The 25572-nt window shown below is 50.6% G+C and carries 22 protein-coding genes; 19 read left to right on the top strand and 3 right to left on the bottom strand.

Translation table 11 applies throughout. The features are described 5' to 3' along the window. Positions 1–9: 9 nt before the first annotated feature. Entirely contained in the window at positions 10–1416 is a 1407-nt protein-coding gene (locus MR847_RS03790; RefSeq protein ID WP_106519544.1) for a glycogen/starch synthase, read from the bottom strand. A gap of 113 nt (positions 1417–1529) precedes the next feature. Between MR847_RS03790 and MR847_RS03785 the strand changes: the two genes are divergently transcribed. From MR847_RS03785 to MR847_RS03705, 17 genes are all read left to right on the top strand, one after another. Continuing rightward, the gene (locus tag MR847_RS03785) at positions 1530–2582 is read left to right on the top strand and encodes a hypothetical protein (RefSeq protein WP_277003157.1); all 1053 of its coding nucleotides are present in this window, start codon (positions 1530–1532) and stop codon (positions 2580–2582) included. A gap of 99 nt (positions 2583–2681) precedes the next feature. Further along, the gene (locus MR847_RS03780; RefSeq protein ID WP_287722980.1) at positions 2682–5453 is read left to right on the top strand and encodes a BamA/OMP85 family outer membrane protein; all 2772 of its coding nucleotides are present in this window, start codon (positions 2682–2684) and stop codon (positions 5451–5453) included. Continuing rightward, entirely contained in the window at positions 5453–5977 is a 525-nt protein-coding gene (locus MR847_RS03775) for an OmpH/Skp family outer membrane protein (protein WP_100425877.1), read from the top strand. Before MR847_RS03780 ends, MR847_RS03775 begins: the two co-directional genes overlap by 1 nt. A 69-nt stretch (positions 5978–6046) precedes the next feature. Then, positions 6047–6922 (top strand): shikimate dehydrogenase, encoded by an 876-nt coding sequence (gene aroE / locus MR847_RS03770; protein WP_287722979.1) that lies wholly within the window; start codon positions 6047–6049, stop codon positions 6920–6922. Beyond that, the gene (aroB, locus tag MR847_RS03765; protein WP_287722978.1) at positions 6922–8553 is read left to right on the top strand and encodes a 3-dehydroquinate synthase; all 1632 of its coding nucleotides are present in this window, start codon (positions 6922–6924) and stop codon (positions 8551–8553) included. The genes aroE and aroB overlap by 1 nt, the downstream gene beginning before the upstream one ends. Further along, a complete protein-coding gene (locus MR847_RS03760; RefSeq protein ID WP_100425879.1) occupies positions 8550–9521 on the top strand; it encodes a GDP-mannose 4,6-dehydratase in 972 nt (323 codons plus the stop codon). Before aroB ends, MR847_RS03760 begins: the two co-directional genes overlap by 4 nt. A gap of 38 nt (positions 9522–9559) precedes the next feature. Further along, positions 9560–10921 carry a signal recognition particle protein gene (gene ffh / locus MR847_RS03755; protein ID WP_287722977.1) on the top strand — a complete coding sequence of 454 codons (1362 nt, stop codon included), beginning with the start codon at positions 9560–9562 and terminating at the stop codon, positions 10919–10921. A gap of 119 nt (positions 10922–11040) precedes the next feature. After that, positions 11041–11901 (top strand): DUF3078 domain-containing protein, encoded by an 861-nt coding sequence (locus MR847_RS03750; RefSeq protein ID WP_100425881.1) that lies wholly within the window; start codon positions 11041–11043, stop codon positions 11899–11901. Between the two features lie 77 nt (positions 11902–11978). Beyond that, positions 11979–15842 (top strand): phosphoribosylformylglycinamidine synthase, encoded by a 3864-nt coding sequence (gene purL, locus MR847_RS03745; protein ID WP_287722976.1) that lies wholly within the window; start codon positions 11979–11981, stop codon positions 15840–15842. Positions 15843–15904: 62 nt separating this feature from the next. Continuing rightward, the gene (locus tag MR847_RS03740) at positions 15905–16312 is read left to right on the top strand and encodes a sugar 3,4-ketoisomerase (protein WP_100425883.1); all 408 of its coding nucleotides are present in this window, start codon (positions 15905–15907) and stop codon (positions 16310–16312) included. Then, on the top strand, positions 16309–16737 hold the full coding sequence (locus MR847_RS03735) for a sugar 3,4-ketoisomerase (RefSeq protein WP_287722975.1): 429 nt from the start codon (positions 16309–16311) through the stop codon (positions 16735–16737). Before MR847_RS03740 ends, MR847_RS03735 begins: the two co-directional genes overlap by 4 nt. Further along, positions 16734–17837 carry a DegT/DnrJ/EryC1/StrS family aminotransferase gene (locus MR847_RS03730; RefSeq protein ID WP_100425885.1) on the top strand — a complete coding sequence of 368 codons (1104 nt, stop codon included), beginning with the start codon at positions 16734–16736 and terminating at the stop codon, positions 17835–17837. The genes MR847_RS03735 and MR847_RS03730 overlap by 4 nt, the downstream gene beginning before the upstream one ends. Further along, a complete protein-coding gene (locus MR847_RS03725) occupies positions 17821–18429 on the top strand; it encodes an acyltransferase (RefSeq protein ID WP_100425886.1) in 609 nt (202 codons plus the stop codon). Before MR847_RS03730 ends, MR847_RS03725 begins: the two co-directional genes overlap by 17 nt. Continuing rightward, entirely contained in the window at positions 18422–19363 is a 942-nt protein-coding gene (locus tag MR847_RS03720) for a GNAT family N-acetyltransferase (protein WP_287722974.1), read from the top strand. The genes MR847_RS03725 and MR847_RS03720 overlap by 8 nt, the downstream gene beginning before the upstream one ends. Beyond that, positions 19360–20625: an O-antigen translocase gene (locus tag MR847_RS03715; RefSeq protein ID WP_277003137.1), complete on the top strand. Its 1266-nt coding sequence runs from the start codon at positions 19360–19362 to the stop codon at positions 20623–20625. Before MR847_RS03720 ends, MR847_RS03715 begins: the two co-directional genes overlap by 4 nt. Further along, positions 20610–21479, top strand: coding sequence for a glycosyltransferase family 2 protein (locus tag MR847_RS03710; protein WP_277003134.1), 870 nt, complete (start codon positions 20610–20612; stop codon positions 21477–21479). Before MR847_RS03715 ends, MR847_RS03710 begins: the two co-directional genes overlap by 16 nt. Positions 21480–21488: 9 nt before the next feature. Further along, on the top strand, positions 21489–22202 hold the full coding sequence (locus MR847_RS03705; RefSeq protein WP_287722973.1) for a glycosyltransferase: 714 nt from the start codon (positions 21489–21491) through the stop codon (positions 22200–22202). Here MR847_RS03705 and MR847_RS03700 read toward each other — a convergent pair. Then, on the bottom strand, positions 22158–22649 hold the full coding sequence (locus MR847_RS03700) for a hypothetical protein (protein ID WP_287722972.1): 492 nt from the start codon (positions 22647–22649) through the stop codon (positions 22158–22160). The two genes, MR847_RS03705 and MR847_RS03700, sit on opposite strands and share 45 nt — an antisense overlap. Before the next feature lie 73 nt (positions 22650–22722). On the opposite strand from MR847_RS03700, the gene MR847_RS03695 reads away from it, so the two are divergent. Then, positions 22723–23190 (top strand): hypothetical protein, encoded by a 468-nt coding sequence (locus tag MR847_RS03695; protein WP_100425892.1) that lies wholly within the window; start codon positions 22723–22725, stop codon positions 23188–23190. Positions 23191–23198: 8 nt separating this feature from the next. Then, positions 23199–23702: a hypothetical protein gene (locus MR847_RS03690; protein ID WP_106519554.1), complete on the top strand. Its 504-nt coding sequence runs from the start codon at positions 23199–23201 to the stop codon at positions 23700–23702. Positions 23703–23768: 66 nt separating this feature from the next. Here the strand turns inward: MR847_RS03690 and MR847_RS03685 are convergent, their stop codons facing one another. Beyond that, complete coding sequence (locus MR847_RS03685) at positions 23769–25517, bottom strand: sensor domain-containing diguanylate cyclase (RefSeq protein WP_287722971.1); 1749 nt, start codon at positions 25515–25517, stop codon at positions 23769–23771. Positions 25518–25572 lie beyond the last annotated feature (55 nt).

Raw genomic sequence — 25572 nt, 5'->3', positions numbered from 1 at the left:
GAAAGGAAGTTAGGTTTCGCCGAGTGTGATGATGTACTGCGAAATCGTACGGTCCCACTCGTAGCGGAACTGGTAAGCGTTGCGCACCAGGTAATTCCAGCTTTCCATATTGGTGCTGTACAGCTGGACCGCATTCTTCAACTTGCGAATCATCTGGTCTGGGGCTGCCGAATCATCGACGAGCATCGCGTTTGCCGTTGCAAAGTCTCCGACGTAATTGGAAAGCAGGTTTGCACAGCCCACATCGTGCCCGGTCAGCGGAATGGTTCCGCAGGCTAGGGATTTTAAGATCATGCTTGCGGAAGGTTCCGTCGGGTTCGCAGCAAAGAGAATGTCCGAACCGGCGAGAGCCATGCGTACAATCGAATTGCTGCCTTGGACTGTATTCAAGATCGCCATGTGGGAATGTTCCTGGCTTGCGACAGGCGTGTAGAAATCCCAGTCAGCGGTTCCTGGAGTTGTACCGACGACGACAAAAATATTCAACTTGTTAATGTCGCCAAGGAGGGTGGCGAGGGTTTCCGACGTGCGACCGGATTCCTGCCCCAAAGGGCAGAACATCACCATGCGGTGTTCAAAATCTTTTCCGAGGGCTTGCGAAAGGTCCGAACGGGCCGCTTTTTTTGCCTGTTCAATCGGTTGGTTCGCCTTGGCGTTAAAGTCCCAGAACGGGTAATTGACGCCAAATTGGATGCCTTTGAGCTTGTCTTGATTGCGGAGTAAGAAGCCCGAAAGTCCACCGCCGAGGTGGTTGTTGATAATGCCGTCGCAATATCCCGGGGAAGGGAGCAGTACCTTTTTGGCGTAGAAAATGCCCGCTTTGAGAAGGCTGACCTTACCCCAGAATTCATAGCCGTTCATGTTGAAATCTTTCCGTGGAAGTCCAATGCGTTCGATTTCGCTTTCGGTCACATGGAAATCGTAGGTGATGTTATGAACGGTAAAGAAAAAGGCTATATCGTCGAAAATGCCTGCGTAAGCCGTTTGGGCAATCGGAGCGAGCAGGGCTCCACCCCAGTCATGGCCGCAGAACATCGTCGGCTGAAAATGGATTGCGTCCGCATAGGCGAGTGCTGCCGAAGCGAGGAACGAAAACCGCAGGTGGTTGTCGCTGTAAGGGATTCCGTTTTCGCCGTAAATCGCTTCACGGTCGAAGTAGCTGTCGTAGCGGATATAGGCGTGGAGGGGATTTTCTCCGGTCCAGACTTCAAAAGGCATGTTTCGGAGTTTTTCAAAACCTTTGAAAACGCACTTAAATTGGACAGAATCGTCGAGAAGTCGGGAATAAAAGGGGGAAATCGCTAAAGATTCGGTTCCGGTCCGGATACACGCTTGGGTAAGCTGATTGACAGCTCCAGCCAGCTGGCTCGGCTTTTTCCATTCCCCGGCTTCGGGGCTTACGGCCAAAAACTTCAACGCGTACTCCAAAAAAATTATTTACGAACGCTAAGTATCAGTATACAAAATATTTAATTAAATTACAGAGGGTATTACTTCAAACTTATTTTTTTCCGGATAAAGGGTTAAAAATGAAAACTAAGCAACTGATCGTTCTTATGGCAGCTTCTGCACTTCTTTTGGCTGGCTGCAAGGGCGCTAACGAAAAACGCGGTGATTCCTACCTCGAAGAAGGTCGTTATCAGAACGCCATCAATTCTTACCTGACCGCCAAGGAAAAGGGCAAGATGTCCGATGAATTCTACGACAACTTCACCCTCGCCCTCGCCAAGCGCGCTGAAATGGAAAGTAAGAAGGATCCGCAGAGCGACCTCATTCACGGTCTCTTTGAACAGGCTCTTCAGAACATCGGTAAAGTGCAGAACGTGGAAACAGCTGCCCAGATCGGTGAAGCCCTTTCCGCTGTCGGTTTGAACCAGGCTTCTGCGGAAGGTGCTGATTTGGGCACTGTCATCGACGGTTTTGCCAAGATCGACTCCTCCATTTCCCTTTTGACTCGCCTCGGCGGCGACGTTTCGAAGGTCAAGGCTTTCCGTACTCAGGCTGAAAACGTCTACGTTTCCAAGGCTCTCCCGGAAGCTCTCGAAGAGGATGATCCGGTCGTGAAGGAATATAACCTCCTCGCTATCGAACTTATCGCCCCGAACAATGCGGATTTGAAGGCTGCTCATAACAAGAGCCGTATCGTTACCCGTCCGTACTTCCTCATCTTCGGTGAAAACATTCCGAACAAGTCCCCGCTCGTCGACAAGTGGGGCTATATCATGGCTTTCCCGTCCATCAGCATTTCTGCAACGTCCCTTACGGGCGAACTCCAGTTCTGGGCTTCGACCGGCAACAACACCGAACTCGATCCGTCTAAGATCAAGCTCGTCTCTACCACGGGTGAAGAAGTCTTCGCTAAGATGGTGGGCAAGGGTTGGTGCGAAGCGGAAGTCATCGTCGGCAAGAAGGGCCAGGAAAAGATCGAAAAGAAGCAGAAGCCTTTCACCGGCAAGGGCAAGCTCATGAACGAATTCCAGTGCTCTGTGAATGTCATGTTCAATTATGCGAATGGCTTTGTTCCGGATTACGTTGAATATAAGGATGAATTCGGCGTTGGCCGTAAGTATCTCGGTCAGTAATCCTTATTCAAGGCGGATTCTAAAAACGCTCGCTTTCCGCGAGCGTTTTTTTGTATTTTTGGGAACGATTTTACCCCTATTTAAAAAGGTGCCACCCTCTTGTTCTTTCGTGTTCTTACCTTTCTTTTCGTTTTGACCGCTTTCTCGATGGCGCAGCTGTTGGATGTGCCAGAAGAATATACGACGCCGACGACTGTGCGTCATGTGCGAGCGGAAGGCCTTATTAATATGGATGAGCGCTCGGTGCTCAGCCGTGTGAGCGTCCGTGATGGCCAAGTGCTTCCTCCTTCTGCTTTTACAGAGAAGGTGCAGAAGAGCGTTTCGGATTTGTTTGAAACCGGATATTTCGACGATGTAACCGCTTGGGTGGACTATCAGCCGGGTAACGAAAATAAGGTGGACCTCGTCTTCCGCGTTGTGGAACTTCCGGCTTTGGATACCATTTTCATCGAAGGTTGCGACGAAATCTCCGAAGAAGACGTCCGTTTGAAGATCAACCTTTTGCAGGGCCGCGTTTACAGCAAGAGCGGTCTTGAACGCGATCGCCAGAACATTTTGAACTATTACCGTGGAGAAGGTTATCTGCTTGCGGAAGTCGGCTTCCGTGAAACGCCGGTTTCCGACCATGAAAACGATGTGACTTTTATTATCCGTGAAGGTCCTAAGGTTCAGGTGGATTCCATTGTGATTACGGGTAACGATCATGTTCCGGCAACAGACATTACCGACCACATGGTCACCAAGCGCACCCACTGGTGGGGCGATGGGGAATTCAAGGAAGCGGTTTTTGAAGCGGACCGCGATTCGGTTTTGAATGCAATCCGTCACTTCGGTTATTTGGATGCGGAACTCAAGGAATACCGTGCGGAATATCTGCCGGATTCGAGCTGTAACTTCTACTTAGGGCGAGCGGTTCCGAAGGGGCGAAAGCTCACGCTCCTCTATGGCCAGTTGAACCAGGCGATTGCGGATACAGCGAATATCATGAACCGTCTTGCAGGCCGAGTTCAGGAAAAGTCCGCGCACTACTACCGCGAACACCGTTCGAACTTCCACCCGTACTCCCAGGCAGTGCCGGTGTACAATGTGCAAGATGAAGAAACCGCCGTTAAGATTTTGAACGGCATCATTACATACGAAGAACTCCGCAAGGAATGGATCAAGAACCTTCCGAAGGACCACAACTGGAAGAACCGGAAAATCGATTCGTTGATGAAAAAGCACAAGCGTAACCGTTACGACGAAAAGCTTTTGACCCGCTATACGATGGAAGAAACCTTTGGCGCTCTCACTCCGTATGACAGCGTGATCACTTCCAAGTATGTGCGCATTTACATCGACATTAACGAAGGCCGTCGTTATTACACGGGTGCAGTGCACTTCACCGGAAATGAAATCTTGACCGATAAGATGCTTTCCCACTATGTTTACCTCGACAGCGGCGAAGTCTTTGACTATTACGCTTATGAAGCGACACGCAGCGGTATTATTTCGGCTTACCGCGAAGAGGGTTACCTTTTTGCACAGTACGACGAAACGCGTGAATTTGTGAACGACAGCATTGTGAACCTGGAATACAAGGTGCGCGAAGGTTTGCCGGCCCAGATCCACCGCGTGAACATTATTGGAAATACGAAGACCCGTGATAAGGTGATTCGCCGTGAAGTGCGTCTGTTCCCGGGCGACACGTACCGCCAGTCTTCGATGGAACGTAGCTTCCGTGAAATCATGCAGCTGAACTACTTTGACATGGTCTATCCGGATATCCAGGTCGTCGGCGATCAGGATGTGGACTTGATCTTTAAGGTTGCAGAAAAGGAGGCGGGTACGGGTCAGTTCAGTGCGGGCCTTGCCTACAGCCAGAGTGATGGTCTTACCGCAACTCTCGGCGTTTCGATTCCGAACTGCTGTATGGGTGATGGCCAGAGCGCGTCTTTCAACGTGGAATACGGTGAAGACAAGAAGAGTGCCTCGATTAGCTTTATGGAACCTTGGTTCCTCGATTATCCGATTACTCTTGGTACAAGCTTGAGCTATGCCTGGTGGAATCAGGATAACGATCCGGATATTACGCGTTACGGTGGTACGATCTATGTCGGTAAGCGTTTGAAGTGGCCGGACGACTACTTCTACGGTCAGATCGGTTACAGCTGGATGATGAATAAGCAGGGCGATAACGTGGACGGCAGCCTTATCCGCTACTCCGGTATCGAATCCGCTTTGAATTTCAAGTTGATCCGCGACGACAAGAATTTGCCGCAGTTCCCGACGGACGGTTCCCGCTATGTGCTGTCTGTGCAGTGGGCTGACGAAGTGATTGGCAGTCATTTCAACTTTGTGAAGACGGACTTGACGGTGAAGTGGTGGTTCCCGCTCATCGGCGATCGCGTGGCTCTCGCTTTGACAAACGAATACGGTATTATGGTGGGCGATCCGCTGCAGTACAGAACCTTGTACCAGATGGGTGGTGTCCTCGGTTACGATGGTATGATGCGCGGTTATAGTTCGGGCTCGATTGGCTATCGTCGCTTGGGCCGTAGCTACCAGTACATCGGTGCAGAAATCCAGTGGGGTATTGTCCCGAATACGTTCTACCTGCTTCCGCTCTTCTTTGATGCGGGTAACGTTTTCGGTAAGCGCTATGACCCGGACACGAAGGTTTCCAAGAATCAGCCGAATCCGCTGACGGAATGGGATCCTTCGAGCCTCAAGCGAGACTTCGGCTTCGGCTTCCGAGTGGTGGTTCCGATGCTCGGTATTATCGGCTTCGACTTCGCATGGCCGCTGGATCCTGGTGAAACTTACTCCGGTTTGCAGCGTACAAGCGTCGGCGATATGGAATTCAATTTCGTTATCGGTCAGGGATTCTAATGCACGTCAAGAAACTTTTCCTCATTCTTTTTGCCGCACTTCTCGTGTGCGGCACCGCTTCCGCGGAAGATGGCCTGCGCGTGGCGCACGTCGATTCCAAGCTGATTTTTGAAGGGTACAAGGGCACGAAAAAGGCTCAGGAAGAATACGATCGCCAAGTGGCAAAATGGGAACAGCAAGCGAACCTTTTGCAAAAGGAACTCGCTGCGATCAAGGAAAAGCTCGATAAGCAGGCTTTGATGCTTTCGGACGAAAAGCGCAATGAACTCGAAGCCGATTATGCCAAAAAGAACACGGAATTGAAGGAATTCATCGACCGCGTTTACGGCAGAACGGGCGAACTCATCACCGAAAATGAAAAGGTGAGCGCTCCGATTATCGCGCTCATTAAAAAGGCGGTGACCGAAATCGCCCTTCAAGAAGGTTACGATATGGTGGTGGATCGTGCCACGGGAGCGGTGCTTTTCTGGAAGGATGAAAACGATTTGACGAAAAAGGTCTTGGATTACCTGAACGCCCGATAAAAGTGTGCAAGTGAAAATTCAGTAGGGATTCCCAAACGGGAATCCCTATTTTCATTTATATTTATTGATGTGAAAAAGATTGATGGACGTACTCAACTGCTCGCCATCTTCGGAAACCCTGTCGGTCATAGCAAGTCCCCTTGTATGCACAATGCGGTTTTTGAAAAGCTGGGCATGAATGCGGCGTATGTGCCGCTATCCCCAGAGCCTGCCGATTTAGGCAAGGCGATTCAAGGCTTCCGCGCGATGAAATTTATCGGCGCGAATGTTACCATTCCCTTCAAAGAAAAAGTCGGCGAATTCCTGGACGGCCTCTCGGACATTTCGAAGTTTACCGGTAGCGTGAACACGCTTTACTGGGAAAACGGCGAAGTGGGCGGTAAGCTGCTCGGAACGACGACGGATCCGTATGGAGCTCTTTGTGACTTGGAAGAACACGGTGTAACGGTGAAAGGTTCTCGCGTGGCGATCCTTGGCAACGGAGGTGCCGCTCGCGCGATTGCGTATGCGATGCTTGTCGAAGGCGCTTCCAAACTGACGATCGTTTCGCGGAATGCGGAACGTGGAATGGAACTTGCGGATGCACTTTCGAAGGCTTTTCCGGACAAACCTGCGGTTGGCTGTGTGCTGTTTGCAGAATTTGCAAAGATCCGCGATGATCTCGACTTGGTGCTGAACGCGACGAGCGTAGGTATGACTCCGAATGTGGACGCGTCTCCGCTTTCGAAAGAAATGCTTTCGTCGAAGTTTACCGTTTGCGACATCGTTTACAACCCGAAAGAAACGAAGCTTTTGCGCGAAGCGAAAGAAGCGGGTTGCAAGGTGGTCAGCGGTAGCGCTATGCTCGTGCATCAGGGTGCAAAAAGTTTTGAATTTTGGTTCCCCGGTAAAAAGTCCGATGTGAACGAAATGAAGACCGCGATGGGCCTTTCGGAGGGAGAGTGATGACGACGTTGAAGAAAACGGTTTACTTTACCGGATTTATGGCAAGCGGCAAAAGCCGTATTGGCCGTGCGATTGCGGAACGCTTGCATGCACCGCTGATCGATACGGACGCTTTGATTGTAGAACGTCAAGGCAAGAGTATTTCCGAAATTTTTGAAACTCAAGGCGAAGTCGCTTTCCGTAAAATGGAACTCGACGTAATCCAGGAAATCGCAGCAGATCCAAAGCCGAAGGTCGTCGCCCTGGGCGGTGGAACTTTGACCCAGGCTTCGGTTGTTTCGTTAATCCGTAAAACGGGCTTGATCGTTCGCTTGTGGGCGACTCCGGAAGTTCTTTCGGAACGCATCGGCCGCAAGGATACGCGTCCGCTGATGGCGGGCCTTTCTCCGGAAGAACGCTTGGTGAAGATCAAGACGATGCTCGCCGAACGCGAACCGCGCTATGCGCTGGCAGACTTTAGCGTCGAAAGCACGAACGATTCCGAAGAAAAGGTGATTTCTGCAGTGCTCCGCGGACTTCAGTTCTGGGAAAATCGTGCAGTCTATGTGGAACCGTCCGGCGGTTCGCATTATCCGATTTTTATCGGCCATAAGCTTATCCCGCATTTTTCGACGCTTTTGAACGGTCTCCGTTTGATGCCAAAGGATTCCTTCCTTGTGGTGACGGATACGACGATTGCGAAGGCGCAGTCCCGTAGCTTGGGAATGCTCAAGCATGAAGCGGGAGATTGCCCTGCTTTTAAGTTCCGCGCCGGTGAAATCTTTAAGAACTTGAACAGCTTGAATCAGCTGTTCACGTTTATGCTGCGCCGCCGCTATAGCCGCAAGTCCTGCTTACTTCAGCTTTCGGGCGGTGTCGTCGGTGATATGGCGGGTTTTGCCGCTGCGACGTATCAGCGTGGTATTGATTTTATTCAGATACCGACAACGCTTCTTTCGATGGTCGACAGCTCGGTCGGCGGAAAGGTGGCGGTGAACCATCCGGAAGGCAAGAATATGATCGGCGCCTTCTATCAGCCGAAGGCGGTCGTTTGCGATTTGGATACGCTTTCGACCCTTCCCGATACGGAATACTTGGCAGGCCTTGCCGAAGTCATCAAGTACGGCGTAATCTATGATGCCGAATTTTTCAAGTACTTGGAAGAAAACGTGCAGAAGATTCTCGCCCGCGATTCCGAAGCGATGAAGCACATTGTGCGTCGCAGCTGCGAAATCAAGGCGGAAGTCGTCGGTATCGATGAAAAGGAAATGGGCTTGCGTGCGATTTTGAATTACGGTCACACGTTCGGTCATGCGATTGAAAACCTGCATCATTACGAATTCTCGCATGGAATCGGTGTGAGCCTCGGTATGCGTGTGGCTGGTCGTCTCGCCTGCATGCTCGGCATGATTTCGAAGGAAGAAGAAGACCGCCAGACGGCGCTTCTGAATGCTTATGGATTCCCGAAAACTGTGGATGGCGTGAATGTGAATGCCGCCTGGGATTCGATGGGCGTCGATAAGAAGGTCGAAAAGAACAAGCGCGTTTACATTCTCCCGACAAAGATCGGTGAAGTCAAGAAAGTCGCAAATGTGGAAGAAGCTTTGGTGAAGGAAGCTTGGAAAGCGATCCTTCCGGAGGTGAATGCATGAGTATCTTGGTAACGGGCGGAACGGGAGCGCTTGGCTTCCATATCCTTGCAACAGTCACGCGAAACGGCGAAAAACTTTACAGTTTTAGCGATGAACAGCCACAACCTTGGCAAAAGGTTGCCGACGTCACCTACTGTACGGGCGACTTGTTGAACTTTAAGGACGTTCTAGCCGTTATGAAGGAAGTGCAGCCACGTGCAATCTTCCATTTGGCAAGCCAGTCGAGCGTGGGACTCTCGTACAAGAAGCCCTATGAAACGCTCTCTACGAATTTGCTCGGAACGCAGACGCTTCTCGAAGCCGCGCGCCAGGTTGTACCAGAAGCGAAAATATTGCTTTTAAGCTCCAGTGAAGTTTATGGCCGTACCATGGGAACGCTTTTGACGACTCTTCGCAAGGAATCGGATCTGCCGAATCCGCTGACTCCATATGCGACTTCCAAGGCTTGCATGGAGCTTCTCGGGAACCAGTTTACGAATGCTTATGGCATGCACATTGTGACGATTCGCCCGTTCTACTTTACAGGTCCGCACCACAGCCGTCGCTTCCTGATTCCGGCGATCGCAAGCCAGCTTGTCAAAATTCAAAAGTACGGTGCAGAACCGATCATTTATTCGGGAAGCCTGGACGTGAGCCGCGACGTTTTGGACGTGCGCGATGTGGCGCGTGGCTTGATTCAGGTGCTGCAGGCGGGGAACCCGGGCGATGTTTACAATATATGCTCCGGTAAATCTTATACCTTCCGCGAACTCACGGAAATGCTCGTCGATATCTCGGGTGCGGATGTGGAATTTCGCTTCGATCCTTCGAAAGAACGTACTTTGGACATTCCTCTTTTGATCGGCGATCCGGAAAAGATCATGGAACTCGGATGGAAACCGATGATCACGATTGAAGATTGCCTGGTAGATCTTTACAACGAAATGATCGTTCGCTTGAAGATGGAGAAAGATTTGAAGATGGGTTAATTCGCCCGTAAAATTTAGTTGCTATATTTCCATCCACTATGATGTTTTCGCAACTGACCGAATCTCTTGAATCGACTCTTAAAAACCTGCGTGGACAGGGGACGCTGACGGAAGAAAACGTCGCGGATTCCCTCCGTGAAGTACGCCGCGCATTCCTCGAAGCGGACGTAAGCTTCAATGTGACCCGCGACTTTGTGAAGGCCGTGAAGGAAAAGGCGATGGGATCCGAAGTTTTGACTTCGGTGACACCGGGCCAACAGATCGTGAAAATCATCCACGACGAATTGGTGCAGGTGATGGGCGGTGAGACCAAGGAAATCGCTCTGTCGGGCAAGCCTCCTGTCGGCATCATGATGGTAGGTCTTCAGGGTTCTGGCAAGACGACTTTTGCCGCGAAGATTTCTCTCTATTTAAGAAGCAAACGCAAGAAGAAGCCTCTTCTCGTCGCTGCAGACGTTTATCGCCCGGCCGCTATCAAGCAGTTGCAGGTCCTCGGTAAGTCTATCGGTATTCCGGTGTATGACGAAGGCGAAGGCAATCCGGTTGAAATCATCCAGCACGGTTACGAATATGCGGAAAAGAACGGCTTTGATGTCGTGATCTACGATACCGCAGGCCGTTTGCAAATCGATGAAAAGTTGATGCAGGAATTGGAGCAGGCGCGTGAAGCGGTGCATCCGGAAGAAATTCTTTTTGTTGCCGATGCGATGATCGGTCAGGAAGCGGTGAACGTTGCGCAGACGTTCTTTGAACGCTTGAACTTTACGGGCGTCTGCCTTTCCAAAATGGACGGCGATGCGCGTGGCGGTGCCGCTCTTTCGATCAAGAAGATCACGGGCGTGCCAATCTGCTTTATCGGTGTCGGTGAAAAACCGAACGAAATCGACCTGTTCCATCCGGACCGTATGGCAAGCCGTATCCTCGGTATGGGTGACGTCGTTTCTCTCGTGGAAAAGGCGCAGTCCGTGATCGATGAACGTGACGCCAAGGATCTAAAGAAAAAAATTCTGAACAATACGTTCGACCTGGATGACTTCCTCCGTCAGCTTCGCACAATCAAAAAGCTCGGCCGTTTGAAGGATATCCTCGGTCTTATTCCGGGCTTGAACAAGCTTCCGCTCGACCAGATCAACGAAAAGGAAATGGTCTACGTTGAAGCGATTTTGAGCTCGATGACCGAAAAGGAACGCAAACATCCGGAAATCATCAACGGTAGCCGCAAGAACCGTATCGCCAAGGGTTCTGGCACGGAAATCAACCGTGTGAACCAGGTGCTTCGCCAGTTCGAAGATATGAAGGCGATGTTCAAGAAAATCGGTTCGTTTGCCAAAAAGCAGAATGGCGGTGTCCCGATCGGTTCGAACTACACCCCTCCGAAAAAGAAAAAAAAGAAACGTTAGGATTTAGCCGAAGGGCAAAAAATTGCAAGGGGACGAAAGCCACAGAAGTTGAAATGCGTCACACTGCAAAAAACAGTGGCTTTACGGTTTGTTCGTAAGAAATTAATTTTGAGGATACTATGAAAAAAATCAAACTCTTGGCTGCAGCCATCACTCTCTGTGCCTCTGCTTCTTTTGCTGCAGACGGCATGTTCTCCGACGCTCTTCCGAAGAACTGGAATGCAGACGTTCTCGCTTCTGCTCAGTTCACGCGTCATCACTACAGCAACTGGAAGAATGGAGCTGATGGTGTCAACACGAACGTTTGGATTCTGAAGTACGACGCTGATGTGATCGGTCACTTCTCCCACTTTGACTGGCGTACCCTTGTCAATCTCGAATGGGGCCAGACCTATATGAAGGGCACGGGTACCCGTAAGACGAACGATAAGATTTTCATTGAAACGACCGTTGCTGAAAACGATCTTAAGCCGTTTGAACCGTATGCAGGCCTCCGCTTCGAATCCCAGTTCACCAAGAGCTATACCTATGATGACGACGATGTGAAAACAGCGGTGTCTTGCTTCATGGACCCGGCTTACTTCACCCAGATGCTCGGTGTCGCTTACGTCCCGAACGACAACTTTAGACAGAGCCTCGCCTTTGCAAACCGCTTGACCATTTCTGAAGGTTACGGCTATGCAGATGACAAGGACACGAAAAAGTTCGAAAAGTACAAGGACGAACCGGGTCTTGAAAGCGTGACCGAATACAAGGCAGCACTTTCTTCCCTCGCGTCCTTCAGAACCCGTCTCTGGGCCTTCGTGAACTTCCACGGAGTGGATGAAATCGACGGCAAGTGGGAAAATTACCTCGATGTGACGATTGCTCCGCTGATCGTCTTGAGCGTCGGTGTCGAAGTCGCTTACGACAAGGATATCGATGAAGATTCCCAGTACCATGATTCCGTGAATCTCGGCATCACTTGGCGCTGGTTCTAATATATTTATAACATTTCCTGAACAAAGAAAAAGCTATCTTTTGCGAGGTCACAAACCTTTAGCACAAGGTAGCTTTTATGATTATTCTTCGCGGTTCGCCTGCGCTCTCTTCTTTCAGAGTTCAAAAACTGCTCTCTGATTTTCAACAGGAATCCCTTCCGGTGAAGGGAATTTATGCGGAGTTCGTTCACGTCGTTGATCTTGAATCCGACCTCACTTCTGAAAAAAAGTCCACTCTCGAAAAACTTTTGACCTACGGTCCGTCGCTTGAAGCGAAGGATCCGGAAGGTTCTCTTTTTGTTGTCGCTCCGCGTCCGGGAACCATCAGCCCGTGGAGCTCCAAGGCTACGGATATCGCTCACATCTGCGGTCTCTCTGAAATCAAGCGCATTGAACGCGCTGTCGCTTATTACGTGGACTTCAACGGCGGCGTCACCGAAGAAGTTTCGAAAAAGGTCAAGGCTAAGATCCACGATCGCATGACCCAGAAGGTTTTCCAGGCTTTCCATCAGCTCGACGTACTCTTCCTCCATGAAGAACCGAAGAAGCTCGTGGAAGTTCCAATCCTCACGGAAGGCCGTCTCGCTCTTGAACGTGCCGACAAGGAAATGGGCCTCGCTCTTGCTTCGGCAGAAATCGATTATCTCGTGGAAAGCTTTACCGCTCTCAAGCGCAATCCGACGGACGTGGAACTCTATATGTTCGCAGAAATGAACTCCGAACATTGCCGTCACAAGGTCTTCGGTGCCGCTTGGACGATCGACGGGGAACAGAAGGATCTTTCCCTGTTCCAGATGATCAAGAATACTTACAAGATGCATTCGACGAATATCCTTTCCGCTTATAAGGATAATGCTGCTGTGATGAACGGTGCCGCCAAGGCGGGCCGCTACTACGCCGATCCGAAGACGAACAAGTACGGTTGGCACGAAGAACCGATTCCGATTTTGATGAAGGTTGAAACGCACAACCACCCGACGGCAATTTCTCCGTTCCCGGGTGCCGCTACCGGTAGTGGTGGTGAAATCCGCGATGAAGGTGCTACGGGTCGCGGATCAAAGCCGAAGGCCGGTCTCACGGGTTACAGCGTCTCGAACTTGAAAATTCCGGGATATGAACAGCCGTGGGAAAAGGATTTTGGAAATCCAGCCCGTCTCGCTTCTCCGCTGGATATTATGATCGAAGGCCCGCTCGGCGGCGCTGCTTTCAACAATGAATTCGGACGTCCGAACATTCTCGGTTACTTCCGTACTTTCGAAGAAGAAGTTCCTTCGACGAAGGGCAAGGAAGTCCGCGGTTACCACAAGCCGATTATGCTCGCTGGCGGTCTTGGTAACATCAAGGAAGAATTTATTTCCAAGGGTCACATCAATCCGGGGGACGCTTTGATCGCTCTTGGCGGCCCGGCAATGCTGATCGGTCTCGGTGGCGGTGCTGCAAGCTCGGTGACGAGCGGTAGCGGTAACGAAGACCTCGACTTTGCAAGCGTGCAGCGCGGGAACCCGGAAATGCAACGTCGTTGTCAGGAAGTGATCGACCGTTGCTGGGCTCTCGAAAAGGAAAATCCGATTTCCTTCATTCACGACGTGGGAGCGGGTGGGCTTTCGAACGCTTTCCCGGAACTCGTGAACGATGGCGGTCTCGGCGGTAAATTCGAACTCCGCAAGGTGCCGAACGATGAACCGGGAATGAGCCCGTACGAAATCTGGAGTAACGAATCCCAGGAACGTTATGTGATTGCTGTCCCGCAGGACAAGCTTCAGGTGTTCGACGCAATCTGTAAGCGCGAACGTTGCCCGTATTCCGTTGTCGGTACGGCTGTGGAACAGAAGCAACTCACCCTCACGGACTCCCACTTTAACAATACGCCGGTGGATATGCCGTTGAACGTGCTTCTCGGTAAGCCGCCTCGCATGATCCGCGACAATCATTCCGCCAAGCGTCCGCTTTCTGCAACGCTGACTCTTGACAAGCAGACCGTGGGTGACGTTGCAAAGCGTGTCCTCGCAAACCCGAGCGTTGCCGATAAGACGTTCCTCATTACAATCGGTGACCGTTCTGTGACGGGTATGATCGCTCGCGATCAGATGGTTGGTCCGTGGCAGGTTCCGGTGGCTGATGTCGCCGTGACGACTGCAACTCTCGATTCGAATGAAGGTGAAGCGATGAGTATTGGTGAACGTGCTCCGGTCGCTTTGATTTCTCCGGCTGCAAGTGCTCGTATGGCTGTGGCAGAAGCTTTGACGAACATGGCTGCGGCAAGCATCGACGACATGGGTCGAATCAATCTTTCCGCAAACTGGATGGCTTCGCCGAATTACGAAGGCGACGGCGCCGATCTTTACGAAGCAGTGCAGTCCATCGGTATGGAACTTTGTCCGGAACTCGGCATTACGATTCCGGTCGGTAAAGACTCCATGAGCATGAGCACTGTCTGGGAAGACGAAAAGGGCAAGCACAATGTGACGGCTCCGATTTCTGTCGTCATTAGTGCATTCGCTCCGGTTGCCGATGCTCGCATCACTCTTACTCCGGTGCTTCAGAAGAAGGCTTCCCGCCTGCTTCTCGTTGACCTCGCTCGCGGCAAGAACCGTATGGGTGCATCGATTGCGGCACAGGTCTTCTGCGAACTCGGCAATACCGCTCCGGACGTTGACAATGCGAAGGAACTCCGCACATTCTTCGAAACGGTGCAGAAACTCAACAAGGCTCAGAAGATTCTCGCTTACCACGACAAGTCCGATGGAGGTCTCTTCGTCACGGCCCTTGAAATGGCCTTCGCCGGTCACACGGGCGTGACCCTCGACGTTTCCGCTTTGAAGGGCTCTCTGATTGAAATTCTCTTCAACGAAGAACTCGGCGCGGTCCTCCAGGTTGCAGACGAAAATGTTTCTGCGGTGAAGGATGCCTTTGCTGCAGCAGGTCTCGGCGACTGCGTCACGGACGTCGGTACGCTGAACGATTCTTATGAATTTATCGTCGGCGATTACAAGGCCGGTATTTCGGAACTCCGCTCCATTTGGAGCGACACGACCCGTCGTATCGCTGCTCTCCGCGATAATCCGGAATGCGCAGAAAGCGAATATCAGTTGAAGCTCGAACAGGACGATCCCGGTATTTCTCCGAAGGTCACGTTCGATGTGTCTGTAAAGAAGGATTACGAAAGCCGTCCGAAGATGGCGATCCTCCGTGAACAGGGCGTGAATGGTGAAGTCGAAATGGCCGCCGCCTTTGACCGCGCGGGCTTTGAATCCATTGACGTTCACATGACGGACATTCTTTCGGGCAAGATTTCCCTGAAGGACTTCCAGGGTCTTGTCGCTTGTGGCGGCTTCAGCTACGGAGACGTGCTGGGTGCAGGTGAAGGCTGGGCTAAGAGCATTCTCTTCCATGCGAAAGCCCGTCAGGAATTCGAAGAATTCTTCCGCCGTGAAAATACGTTCACGCTCGGCGTCTGCAACGGTTGCCAGATGGTTTCGAACCTCAAGGATTTGATCCCGGGAGCAGAACACTGGCCGCGCTTTGTGCAGAACCTCTCTGAACGCTTTGAAGCTCGCTTCAGCAGTTTGAAGATCGAAGAAACGCCGTCTGTGCTCTTGAAGGGCATGGCGGGTTCCGTTCTCCCGATCGCTGTGGCGCACGGAGAAGGTCGCGCGGAATTCGCTAGCCGTGAAGCTGCCGAAGCCTGCCTCAAGACGGGTCTCGTGAGCCTCCGTTACGTGGATGGCAAGCATCAGTACACCGAACGTTATCCGCTGAACCCGAACGGCTCTCCGTTCGGTATCACGGGCCTCACGAGCAAGGATGGCCGAGCGCTCATCATGATGCCGCATCCGGAACGTGTGTTCCGCACCGTTCAGAACAGCTGGCATCCGGCAGACTGGGGCGAATACGCTCCGTGGATGAAGCTCTTCCTGAATGCACGTGCGTTCGTCGGTTAATCTGCGTTTTACGCCTAAAAAGGTCCGCCCACTCGGCGGGCCTTTTTATATTTTGAACTTGTATGGATAAGACTCAGATACCGCAGATTCTTTCGCTTCCCAAGATCCTCGACGATCGGGGAAATTTGAGTTTTATCGAATCGGAAAATCATATTCCGTTCAAGATTCGCCGTTGCTACTGGATTTACGATGTCCCCGGTGGACAGCGCCGCGGTAGCCACGCCTTTAAGAAACAGCAAGAGCTGATCATTGCGCTTTCGGGTAGCTTTGACGTGGTGCTGCACAACGGTAAAGAAGAAGTGCGCCACTCCTTGCGACGCTCTTACTACGGACTTTATATTCCGCCGATGCATTACCGCACCTTGGATAATTTTTCGACGAATTCCGTGGCGCTCGTGCTCAGTTCGGAACCTTATGATCCCGATGATTACATCTGGGAATTTGAAGATTTTAATAAGGCGGCGCAATGAAAGAACTTTTAGGCGGATGCCGCTACATCGAATTTCCGCGGACCACGGAACGCTCCGGGTCTTTGACGCCTGTGGAAAGTTTTAAGGATGTCCCGTTTGAAATCAACCGGGTCTTTTACCTGTACGATATTCCGGGCGGAGAAAACCGCGGCGGTCATGCGCATCAGGAATGTCACCAGTTGCTGATTGCCGCTTCGGGCGCTTTTGATGCCAAAATCGATGACGGTCAAAATTCACAGATCATCCATTTGGACAGACCTTACTACGGCGTGTATGTGCCACCTGGAGTCTGGGCGGAAGAATTGAATTTCTCTTCGGGATCGATCTGCCTTGTTTTAGCTTCGCATTCGTATGAGGAAGCGGATTACATCCGTGATTACAAACGCTTCCTTTCTTATGCAGAAAATCTTCGGGAGGGAAAATGATTCCCTATCTGGATTTGAAACGGGTGACGGATTCTTTTGAACCGGGACTTTCCAAGGCTTTGGAAAATGCGGTCAAGAGCGGTTGGTATATTCGTGGCAAGGAATGCGAACGATTTGAAAAGGCGTTTGCCAAATACTGCGGAACGGAATACTGCATTGGCGTTGCAAACGGTCTTGAAGCTTTAACTCTGATTTTCAAAGCGTATATTCAAATGGGCCGTTTAAATCGCGGGGACTTTGTGGTTGTCCCGGCGAATACTTATATCGCATCGGTCCTTTCGATTAGTGAAGCGGGCCTTGTTCCTCTGCTTACCGATCCGGATACGCAAACGCTCAATCTTTCAGTTGAAGGCGTCAAGCGCGTATGGAATCCGCAGGTGAAAGCGATTCTTGCGGTCGATTTATACGGAAGAGCGATTCCGGGCAAGGAACTTTCGGAATTTGCAAAGATCCACGATTTGATTTTAGTAGAAGATGCCGCTCAAGGGCACGGTGCTGTAGAAAATCACAAGCGTGCAGGATCTTTTGGCGATGCGGCCGGTTTTAGTTTTTACCCGGGTAAAAATTTGGGAGCGCTTGGCGATGCCGGTGCTGTCACGACTTCGGATGCGGAACTTGCGAAGACGATCCGCGCTCTTGCCAATTACGGTAGCGAACAAAAGTATGTGAATTTGTTCAAAGGAATGAATTCCCGCTTGGATGAATTGCAGGCGGCAATCCTTTCTTTGAAGCTTCCTCGCTTGGATTCGGATAACGCGAAACGCTCGCAGATCGCTAAACGTTACATGAAGTACATTTCGAATCCGCTGGTGACGCTTCCAAGTCCAGGAAAACCCGGCGAACATGTTTGGCATATCTTCGCCATTCGGACTTCTTACCGCAAGGCGCTCCAAGAGTATTTGACGCATTCGGGCGTGGGTACGCTCATCCATTATCCGATTCCGCCGCATCGCCAAAGTGCTTACGGGGAACTCGGGGAACTCTACTTTCCGATCGCGGAAGAAATCGCGGATACGGAACTCAGTCTTCCGCTGTATCCGCAAATGACCGAAGACGAAATTTCGAAAGTCATCGAGGCTGTGAATGCGTTTCATCTGTAGAATTGTCCGCAAAGCGGCTGCGCTTTCGCGCAAGGCTTTTTACCGCGTCCTTTCCGATGCAAAAGTGGAAGGTTCTCCTCGGCTTGCGTCTCCGCTGCTCGCTCAAGGTGCGGGAACGGTTCGCTTTGAAAAGAATGTTCACGTGGGACTCGCTTTCGATACGGACTTCTGGACTTCGTATGTCTTTGTGAATCCGCGGACAAAAGAAGCTCTCATTCAAATCGGGGAAGATTCCTGGGTGGGCAATCATTTTGTAGCGATTGCCGAAGGTCCGGGCATTTCGATTGGGAAGAAGGTCTTAATCGGTACGCGAGTTGAAATCTACGATTCGGATTTTCATACAGTCTTGCCGAATGTGCGCCTATCGGCGACTCCAAAACGGGCTGCGGTCAAAATCGCCGATGATGTTTGGATCGGTAACAATGTGACGATTCTCAAGGGAACTGAAATCGGGGAACATTCCGTGGTTGCGGCAGGAGCCGTTGTCTCGGGAAAATTCCCATCGAATGTCGTTCTCGGAGGCGTTCCGGCAAAAGTGATTCGCAAGATAGATCCGTTAGAAATTTTGGACGAGGTCGCTTCCCATGGCTGAGATTACCGTTCGACGTTACACAGCCGCTGATGCTAAAAAGTGGAACGATTTCATTGCGAAAAAATCCCGCAATGGCAATTTCCTTTTTGACCGTAACTACATGGATTACCATGCGGACCGTTTTCCGGACTGTTCGTTTCTCTTTTATAAAAAAAATGACATCTGTGCCGTGATTCCGGGCACTCTCGATGCAGAGGGCGTTTTCAGTTCCCATGCAGGGCTTACTTTTGGCGGATTCGTTGTAGACGCTTCGGTAAAGACAATGGATGTCAAATGCCTTTTTGATTTGCTCGATGCGGAGCTTCAAAAGCTCGGGGCGAAGAAGGTGATTTACAAAGCGCTCCCGTGGATTTATGCGGAACGCCCTTCGCAAGAAGATCTGTACTGGCTCTTTCGCAAAAATGCGAGAATCCGCGCCCGTTTGATTTCAAGCACGATCGAGCCGAAGGTTACACAGCCTTCCTCTAAAAAGAAGTATTACCTGAACAAGGGAAATCGCTTAGGACTCCTATTCGCGGAATCGAAGGATTTTAGCGGATTCTGGGACCTGCTCGACTGCTGCCTGCAAGAAGGGCACGGAGCGCATCCGGTCCATTCCAAGGCAGAACTCGAACTTCTTTCGAGCCGTTTTCCAAAGAATATCAAGCTTTACACGGTGACGCTCAACGGTGAACTTCTTTCGGGAAGCGTCGTGTACATTTCAAGCCAGGTTGCCCATGCGCAGTATTTGGCGAGTTCTGCAAAAGGACGCTCTTTGAATGCGATGGATTTTTTGATGATGAACGAAACGAATGCCTTTCCCGAAGTCCGCTGGCTTGACTGGGGAACTTCGAATGAAGAACAGGGGCGCGTTTTGAACGAAGGCTTGGTGCATCAAAAAGAAATCTGTGCGGCCCGTGGTGTCGCTTACGATATTTACGAGTACGATCTATGAAATCTTCGGGATTCTGGAAACAGTCTGCGGGTTCTGCGGTTGCGACTGCGATTCGCATTCTTTGCGCTTTTATCACGAATAAGTTTTTGGCTTCGATCATGGGGCCAGTCGGCTTTGCGGCTGTGGGGCAGTTGCAGAACCTGATCACCTTTGGGCAAGGAACTTCTTCCCTTGCGCTGCAGAACGGTTGGGTGAGCCTCACCGCCCGTTACAAGGATAAGGAAAAGGAACTGGGCCCGATTTGGCGCGGCGGATTTCGAATTAGCGTGTACGCGTCGATTGCGACGGCGATTTTCTTTGCGTTGTTCGCTTTTTTTTCTCCGTTGCAGACCCTTTTCCCAGGCGTGCCGAAGCGTCTTTTGCAGGCGGCGATTCTCTTTGCGATTCCGGGGATGATCGCCCTTTCGATAACGACGATTTGCCAGGCGGTGATGAATGGCCTTTCGGATTATAAGCGCTGGGCTTCGATCACGATTATTTCTTCGGTCTTGAATTGTGTTTGGGTGATTGCCATGGTGCAGACGCGATCCTTGTCGGTGTTGAGCGCCGTGGCGACGCAGTCGTTGCTTTCTTGCGCTTTTGCGATTTGGAACGCCAAAAAAGGCGGTTTCCGTTACAAGCGTTTTAGTGCGATGATCCAGAGCAATACCCAGATTTGGCGAGGTTATGCGTGGATGGGCCTTGTGCCGATGGTGCTGACTCCTGTGCTCTATATGTTTGTGCGTTCCTATTTGGCAAAGCAGTTCGGTTGGGATGCGGCGGGTCTTTGGCAGGGCGCAGTGCGTATTTCGGATTTTTTCAATGTCGGTTTTTCTTCGATTTTAGGGGTTGTATTGCTTCCGCGTCTTTCGGCGGCGATTTCTTCTGAAGAATTCTACAGAACGCTTCGCGGACTTTTGTTGCGCGTCATGGCGCTTGCCGGTTTGGCGGTGGGAATTCTCTTTTGGTTCCGTGAATATGTGGTGGTGATTGCGCTATCGCAAACCTTCCTTCCGTTAAAGGAACTGATCCCGTTGCAGTTTGTGGGAGACTTCTTTAAGGCGGGCTGCTGGTGCCTTGGCCTTGCGCTCGTTGCGCGGAAAGAAACGGTGGCATTCCTTTCTGTGGAAGTGGCTGCCGATGTTTTGTTCGCCGTTTTGACGGTTTTGGGTTCGGCTTCTTTGGGCTACCATGCGCCTTTTGCTGCTTACGCCGTTGAAAATGGGATTTGCTTTGTAGCCCTGCTGATTCTGTTGCGGAGACTTTCATGGAAGAACCTTTAGTTTCCGTGCTGCTTTCAAGCTACAATCACGCGCCGTACGTCGAAGCGTCCGTGCGTTCCGTGATGGCGCAAAAAGGCGTTCCATTTGAACTCATCGTCATCGATGACGGAAGCACGGACGAAAGTCCGCAAATTTTGGAAAGGCTCTCTAAAGAATTCGGATTCTTTTACAAGCACCGCGAAAACAAAGGTCTCGTCAAAACCCTGAACGAACTGCTTTCCTTTTCGCACGGAAAGTACTTTTGCACATTCGCCTCGGACGACATCATGGCTCCGGGGCGCTTAGAAGCAGAGAGCCGCTTCTTGGAATCGCACCCTCAAGTGCCTGCCTGCGCCGGGCAAATTGTGAATATGCTTCCCGATGGAACGCTCGAAGGTTCACCCGATTCCCGTTTTGACCGTGCGACGGAAGCTTCTTTTGAAGACATTCTGCTTGGACGCGTCGAATTGAACGGCTCCACGGAAATGATTGTCAAAAGCAAGTTCGCCGAAGTCGGCTTCTACGATGAAAGTTTTCGCTTTGAAGATTTTCCGGCGTGGCTTGCCCTTTCGAACCGCTTTGGAAACATTCCCATTTTGAAAACGGTCTGCAGTCATTACCGAGTTCTTCCGAATTCGATGCACAAGAATCTAAACTTTATCTATGCACAGATTCTTGCGGTGGTTGAAAAGTACAAGACCCATGCCGCTTACCGCAAAGCGGTGAACCTTTGGAAAACCCGCTGGTTCTCATCGCTCGCTTACGATCAAAAGGGAGAAGCTCTGCGCATGCTTCCGAAGCTTTCGAACGCATCGCTCGCTTTCTGGATCCACCTTCCCAAACTTTTGATTCCTCGAAAGTTCTTGAAGTATTAGGCGGAAAATATGATTTCAGTCTGCATGGCGACATACAACGGGGAAGCCTTTATTCGGGAACAGCTTTTGAGCATTCTTTCGCAGCTCTCGCTCAAAGATGAAGTGCTGATAGCCGATGACGGCTCTTCCGATGCGACGCTTGAAATCATCCAGGGTTTGAACGATTCCCGCATCAAGGTTCTTGCGCCTGAACAAAAAAACTTGGGCCCGACCTATAACCTGGAAAGGGCTCTTGCTTCGGCAATGGGAGAATTCATTTTTCTTGCGGACCAGGACGATTTATGGCTCGAAAATAAAGTTTCCAAGGTTCTTGCGGAATTTGAAAATTTAACGGTTAGCTGCGTTTTGCATGATGCCTACTTTTATGCGCAGAATGCAACGGGAAAATGGGAACAGGGAAAGCGCCTCTTTGAAGTGCGCCCTCCGTGGCATGGAATCTGGGCAAATGTGCTCAAAAACAGCTTTACAGGCTGCTGCATGGCGTTTCGCAGGGAACTCCTCGATTTAGCACTTCCATTCCCTCAGGGTCTTCCGATGCACGATCAGTGGATTGGAATTTGTGCGGAAAAAACAAAAAAGGCACGTTTCTTGAACGAGCCTCTCTTGGAATATCGCCAACATGCGCACAATTCGACCGCCCTTTTAGAACAGAACAAGGCGAGCCTTGCGCAAAAGATTTTATGGCGTCTGAATCTTCTCCGAATTCTGCTTGGTCGCCATTAAGGATCCCCAGGCGACTTGCACAAAGGCGCCTGCACGCACAAGGTCCGATTGGGCATTCTGGTAATCCGTCAAAAGCTTGTTGAAACCGAAAACGTCGCGTCTTTGCGTTTTTTCAAGGATATTCTGCTTAAAACGGGCAATGACGGCGAGCTTATCGCAAGAAACCGCCAAGGCGTCGATATATGCGGGAACTGCATTCAAAAAGTCTTTTTCGTTGGGGAAGGCTTGCCCTAAATTGTTTTCGATGAACTTCTTTTGGGCAAGGGCCTGATCCTTGACTTCGCCCATAAAGCGCTCGATACGGATAAAGTCTACCTGCGGAAAGATCAGGCTGAACGGCCAGAGTTTTTTCCAATGGAATTTGAACATGGACTCGTGGGCGGCGTTTTTCGCCTTGATCAGCTCTTTTAAGTTTTCGAAAACGGCTTCGGAAAGACTTTTTTGCATTTTTTTCCCTTTTCTTCTTTAGGCGAAAATATACATTATACTTATCAATTCTATTTGAGGAGAATTATAGCGTATGGATTCGAAAAAGATGAAACTCATCTTGGCGGTCTCTGTTGCGGTTAACGTGGCATTGCTCGTCATCATGTTCGCTCTCAAGAGCGGTTATGCAGAACAAGCCCAGGCATCTTACAAGGTGGCTACAAAGGCTTACACGGATCAGGTTGCGAAGACGGTGAAAGCCCAGAACGATTTCATCCAGAAGGGAAATCTGATCTGGCAGCTCACTTTCGAAACGACTGCGCAGAATCTTTCCAAGTCGGCTTTTGACGCTCGCGTCGCAGCTCTCGACGAAGGCAAGCTTTTAAATCCGCAGACATCTGGTGAAGTGACGACCCTTTCTTGTGGTGAAAACTGCAAGGTTTCGTTCACGTTCAAGGGTGGCAAGTTTGTTTCTGTCGACAACCAGGAACTCGTCGCCCTCTCTCCGTCTGCAACATTCAAGGTCGAAGCTCCGGCTCCGTTCTCTTTTAAGGAAAAGTAGGAGGAATTATGGCGTCTAAAGTGAAAGTGTTTACGATTGCATCCTTGGCCTTGAACGTCGCAGTGGCAGGCCTTCTCGTGATGCAGAAGGGTAACTACGTTTCCCAGGCTGAAGAAGCTTACCAGAAAAAGACCAATGCTTATTACAAGCAGGCGACGAACATTGTCGAAGGCCAGAACTCGGTCATTGAAAACAATGCGGTCCTTTGGAATCTTGCTTGCTCAGCCAATATGCAGGTGAAAAACTCCAAGGAATTTGCCATTCTCGAAAAGCGCCTCGCAAACCCGTCGATTTTCTCGAGCAAGGTTCAGGGATCTCCGGACGGTAAGGGCAAGCTCCGCACGGTTTCCTGGAACAGCGATTATTACATCGTCGCAAGCTTCGACAAGTCGAACAAGCTCATCGGTGTGAATGCGGATGCTCTTCTCGGCAACGCAGACGCTCCGGCTCTTTCCGATGAACCGGAAGAAGTCGTTGAAACCGATTCCGATCCGGCAGAAGCTGCGGAATAGTTCTTCTTCAAATTTCAAAGCAAAAGGCGGTGCATGGCACCGCCTTTTCTCTTTGCTTGTGAAATTTTACGCGTCTTTTTCTTTGCTCGAAGAATCCTGCTCGCCTGTGGGAGGCGACTGATTTTCGCTGTTGAACTGGCCCTTGGCGTATTTCAATTCGTCTTTGGCTGCCTTCAAATCGTCTTCGCTGATATCTTCCGGGTTGAAGAGGACGATCTTGTTTCGACCGGTCTGCTTGCCTTCGTAGAGGGCGCGGTCCGCGAGGTTGATACTGTGATCCATGCCCAAGCGTTCGTCGTATTCGGCGACGCCCACGGTAACGGTCACGTGCAAGCTTTGATTGGCAAAGCTGATTTGGGTTTCTTCAATCTTTTTGCGCAGGCGTTCTGCGACAAGTTTTGCACCGCCGAGAGGTGTTTCCGGTAAGAGCGTGAGGAATTCTTCACCGCCCCAGCGAGATACGATGTCTTGCTTGCGCAGGCTTTTCTTCATCGTTTCGGCAACGGTTTTCAGCACCAAGTCGCCGCAGATGTGCCCGTAGTGGTCGTTGATGTCCTTGAACTTGTCAATGTCCACAAAGAGGAACGAGAACTTGCGCTTGGATCTGTCGAAACGGGAAATTTCATAGCTGATCTTTTCGCGAATGTCTCGGCGGTTCGGGAGCTGTGTCAGTTCATCCGTGCGGGAAATCATCTTTAGAAGTTCATTTGCCTTGGCGAGTTCTTCTGTGCGTTTGTAAACTTCCTGTTCCAAGTTAGCCTGGTGCTCGGCGAGTGCGGACATTTTTTCGCGGATAGTCAAGCGCATTTTGTCGAACACGCAAGCGAGTACGTGAATTTCATTGTTCTTGGTGCTCGTGATACCGCTCGATTCTTCGTAGTTTCCGTCTGCAATTACAAGCATCTTGTTGATGAGCGCTTGTATCGGGGTTTCGATGCGGTAAAAGATCCAAACTGTTATGATGAGAATTGCGATCAAGGAAATAATGCCGATGTACAAGAAAATCTTGCTGAAGGTTTTTGCGGAGGCTTCCACTTCGCTCATCGGCTGAATGGCGAGAACGCCGAGCTTGATTCGCGGATTGTATTCGTAATTGACCAGGTATTCCTCGCCGTCTATCAAGGTGAAGTTCGGTTGGGATGGGGTAAAGCTCTTCGCGTTGAACGATTCCAGTCCCAGATCCTGAGCTCTGGCCTGTCCGTTTACCCATTGGCGAATGTTCGGGTGGTAAACGATCACATCGCTTTCATCGACGATGACAAAGAAACCTTTATTGCCCAACTTATAAGATTCAAAGATTTCCCATAGGCGGCGGAACGAGAACGAGGCCGCAAGAAAGCCGTTGGCTTTTGCTCGGTTTTCGACGAGAACAGCGACAATCTTTTTCGGAGTGTGCTGTTCCCAGAAGAGTGGAGAAATGTAAGGATGCTGCGGTTCTACGGCGTTGAAGTCCTTGAGTTCATGATAAGCGGTATTGACGCGCGCAATTCCGACCATGGAGTTGTCGCTAACCTTTTCATGCTTGGAATTGTAAAGAACAACGTGTTCGCCTGGAATAAAGAGCGGAGCCACATTGTAACCTTTTAAGAATCCGCCGGATTCTGTTGGGTCCTGGTTTTCAATATAGGGAGTTGTTGCCAAAAGGGTAAGGCGTCCCAAGAACAAGTCGTATTGCCCTTCGATGACGGTCATCACCTGATGCAGAGAAAGCTTATTCTGTTCCTGGGCTTCTTTTTTAACAAGATTCAATTGATTGGAAATCATAAAGATAGCGCCGCCGAAAAGTACGACAAAGAACGCAAGCGCAAACGCCATCAAGCTTCGGAAAGCGATGGTGTTTACTAGTGGGATATTACTCTTTATGTTGCCT

It is taken from the genome of Hallerella sp., assembly GCF_022776125.1.
GTDB lineage: Bacteria > Fibrobacterota > Fibrobacteria > Fibrobacterales > Fibrobacteraceae > Hallerella > Hallerella succinigenes.
The sequence above is the reverse complement of the archived record's forward strand: the minus strand, read 5'-3'. Positions and strand labels throughout refer to the sequence as shown.

Coding starts and splice junctions, on each gene's coding strand:
- MR847_RS03785 (WP_277003157.1), top strand. CDS start 1,530: ATGAAAACTAAGCAACTGATCGTTCTTATGGCAGCTTCTGCACTTCTT.
- MR847_RS03775 (WP_100425877.1), top strand. CDS start 5,453: ATGCACGTCAAGAAACTTTTCCTCATTCTTTTTGCCGCACTTCTCGTG.
- aroB (WP_287722978.1), top strand. CDS start 6,922: ATGACGACGTTGAAGAAAACGGTTTACTTTACCGGATTTATGGCAAGC.
- MR847_RS03760 (WP_100425879.1), top strand. CDS start 8,550: ATGAGTATCTTGGTAACGGGCGGAACGGGAGCGCTTGGCTTCCATATC.
- ffh (WP_287722977.1), top strand. CDS start 9,560: ATGATGTTTTCGCAACTGACCGAATCTCTTGAATCGACTCTTAAAAAC.
- MR847_RS03750 (WP_100425881.1), top strand. CDS start 11,041: ATGAAAAAAATCAAACTCTTGGCTGCAGCCATCACTCTCTGTGCCTCT.
- purL (WP_287722976.1), top strand. CDS start 11,979: ATGATTATTCTTCGCGGTTCGCCTGCGCTCTCTTCTTTCAGAGTTCAA.
- MR847_RS03740 (WP_100425883.1), top strand. CDS start 15,905: ATGGATAAGACTCAGATACCGCAGATTCTTTCGCTTCCCAAGATCCTC.
- MR847_RS03735 (WP_287722975.1), top strand. CDS start 16,309: ATGAAAGAACTTTTAGGCGGATGCCGCTACATCGAATTTCCGCGGACC.
- MR847_RS03730 (WP_100425885.1), top strand. CDS start 16,734: ATGATTCCCTATCTGGATTTGAAACGGGTGACGGATTCTTTTGAACCG.
- MR847_RS03725 (WP_100425886.1), top strand. CDS start 17,821: ATGCGTTTCATCTGTAGAATTGTCCGCAAAGCGGCTGCGCTTTCGCGC.
- MR847_RS03720 (WP_287722974.1), top strand. CDS start 18,422: ATGGCTGAGATTACCGTTCGACGTTACACAGCCGCTGATGCTAAAAAG.
- MR847_RS03715 (WP_277003137.1), top strand. CDS start 19,360: ATGAAATCTTCGGGATTCTGGAAACAGTCTGCGGGTTCTGCGGTTGCG.
- MR847_RS03710 (WP_277003134.1), top strand. CDS start 20,610: ATGGAAGAACCTTTAGTTTCCGTGCTGCTTTCAAGCTACAATCACGCG.
- MR847_RS03705 (WP_287722973.1), top strand. CDS start 21,489: ATGATTTCAGTCTGCATGGCGACATACAACGGGGAAGCCTTTATTCGG.
- MR847_RS03700 (WP_287722972.1), bottom strand. CDS start 22,649: ATGCAAAAAAGTCTTTCCGAAGCCGTTTTCGAAAACTTAAAAGAGCTG.
- MR847_RS03695 (WP_100425892.1), top strand. CDS start 22,723: ATGGATTCGAAAAAGATGAAACTCATCTTGGCGGTCTCTGTTGCGGTT.
- MR847_RS03690 (WP_106519554.1), top strand. CDS start 23,199: ATGGCGTCTAAAGTGAAAGTGTTTACGATTGCATCCTTGGCCTTGAAC.
- MR847_RS03685 (WP_287722971.1), bottom strand. CDS start 25,517: ATGGCGTTTGCGCTTGCGTTCTTTGTCGTACTTTTCGGCGGCGCTATC.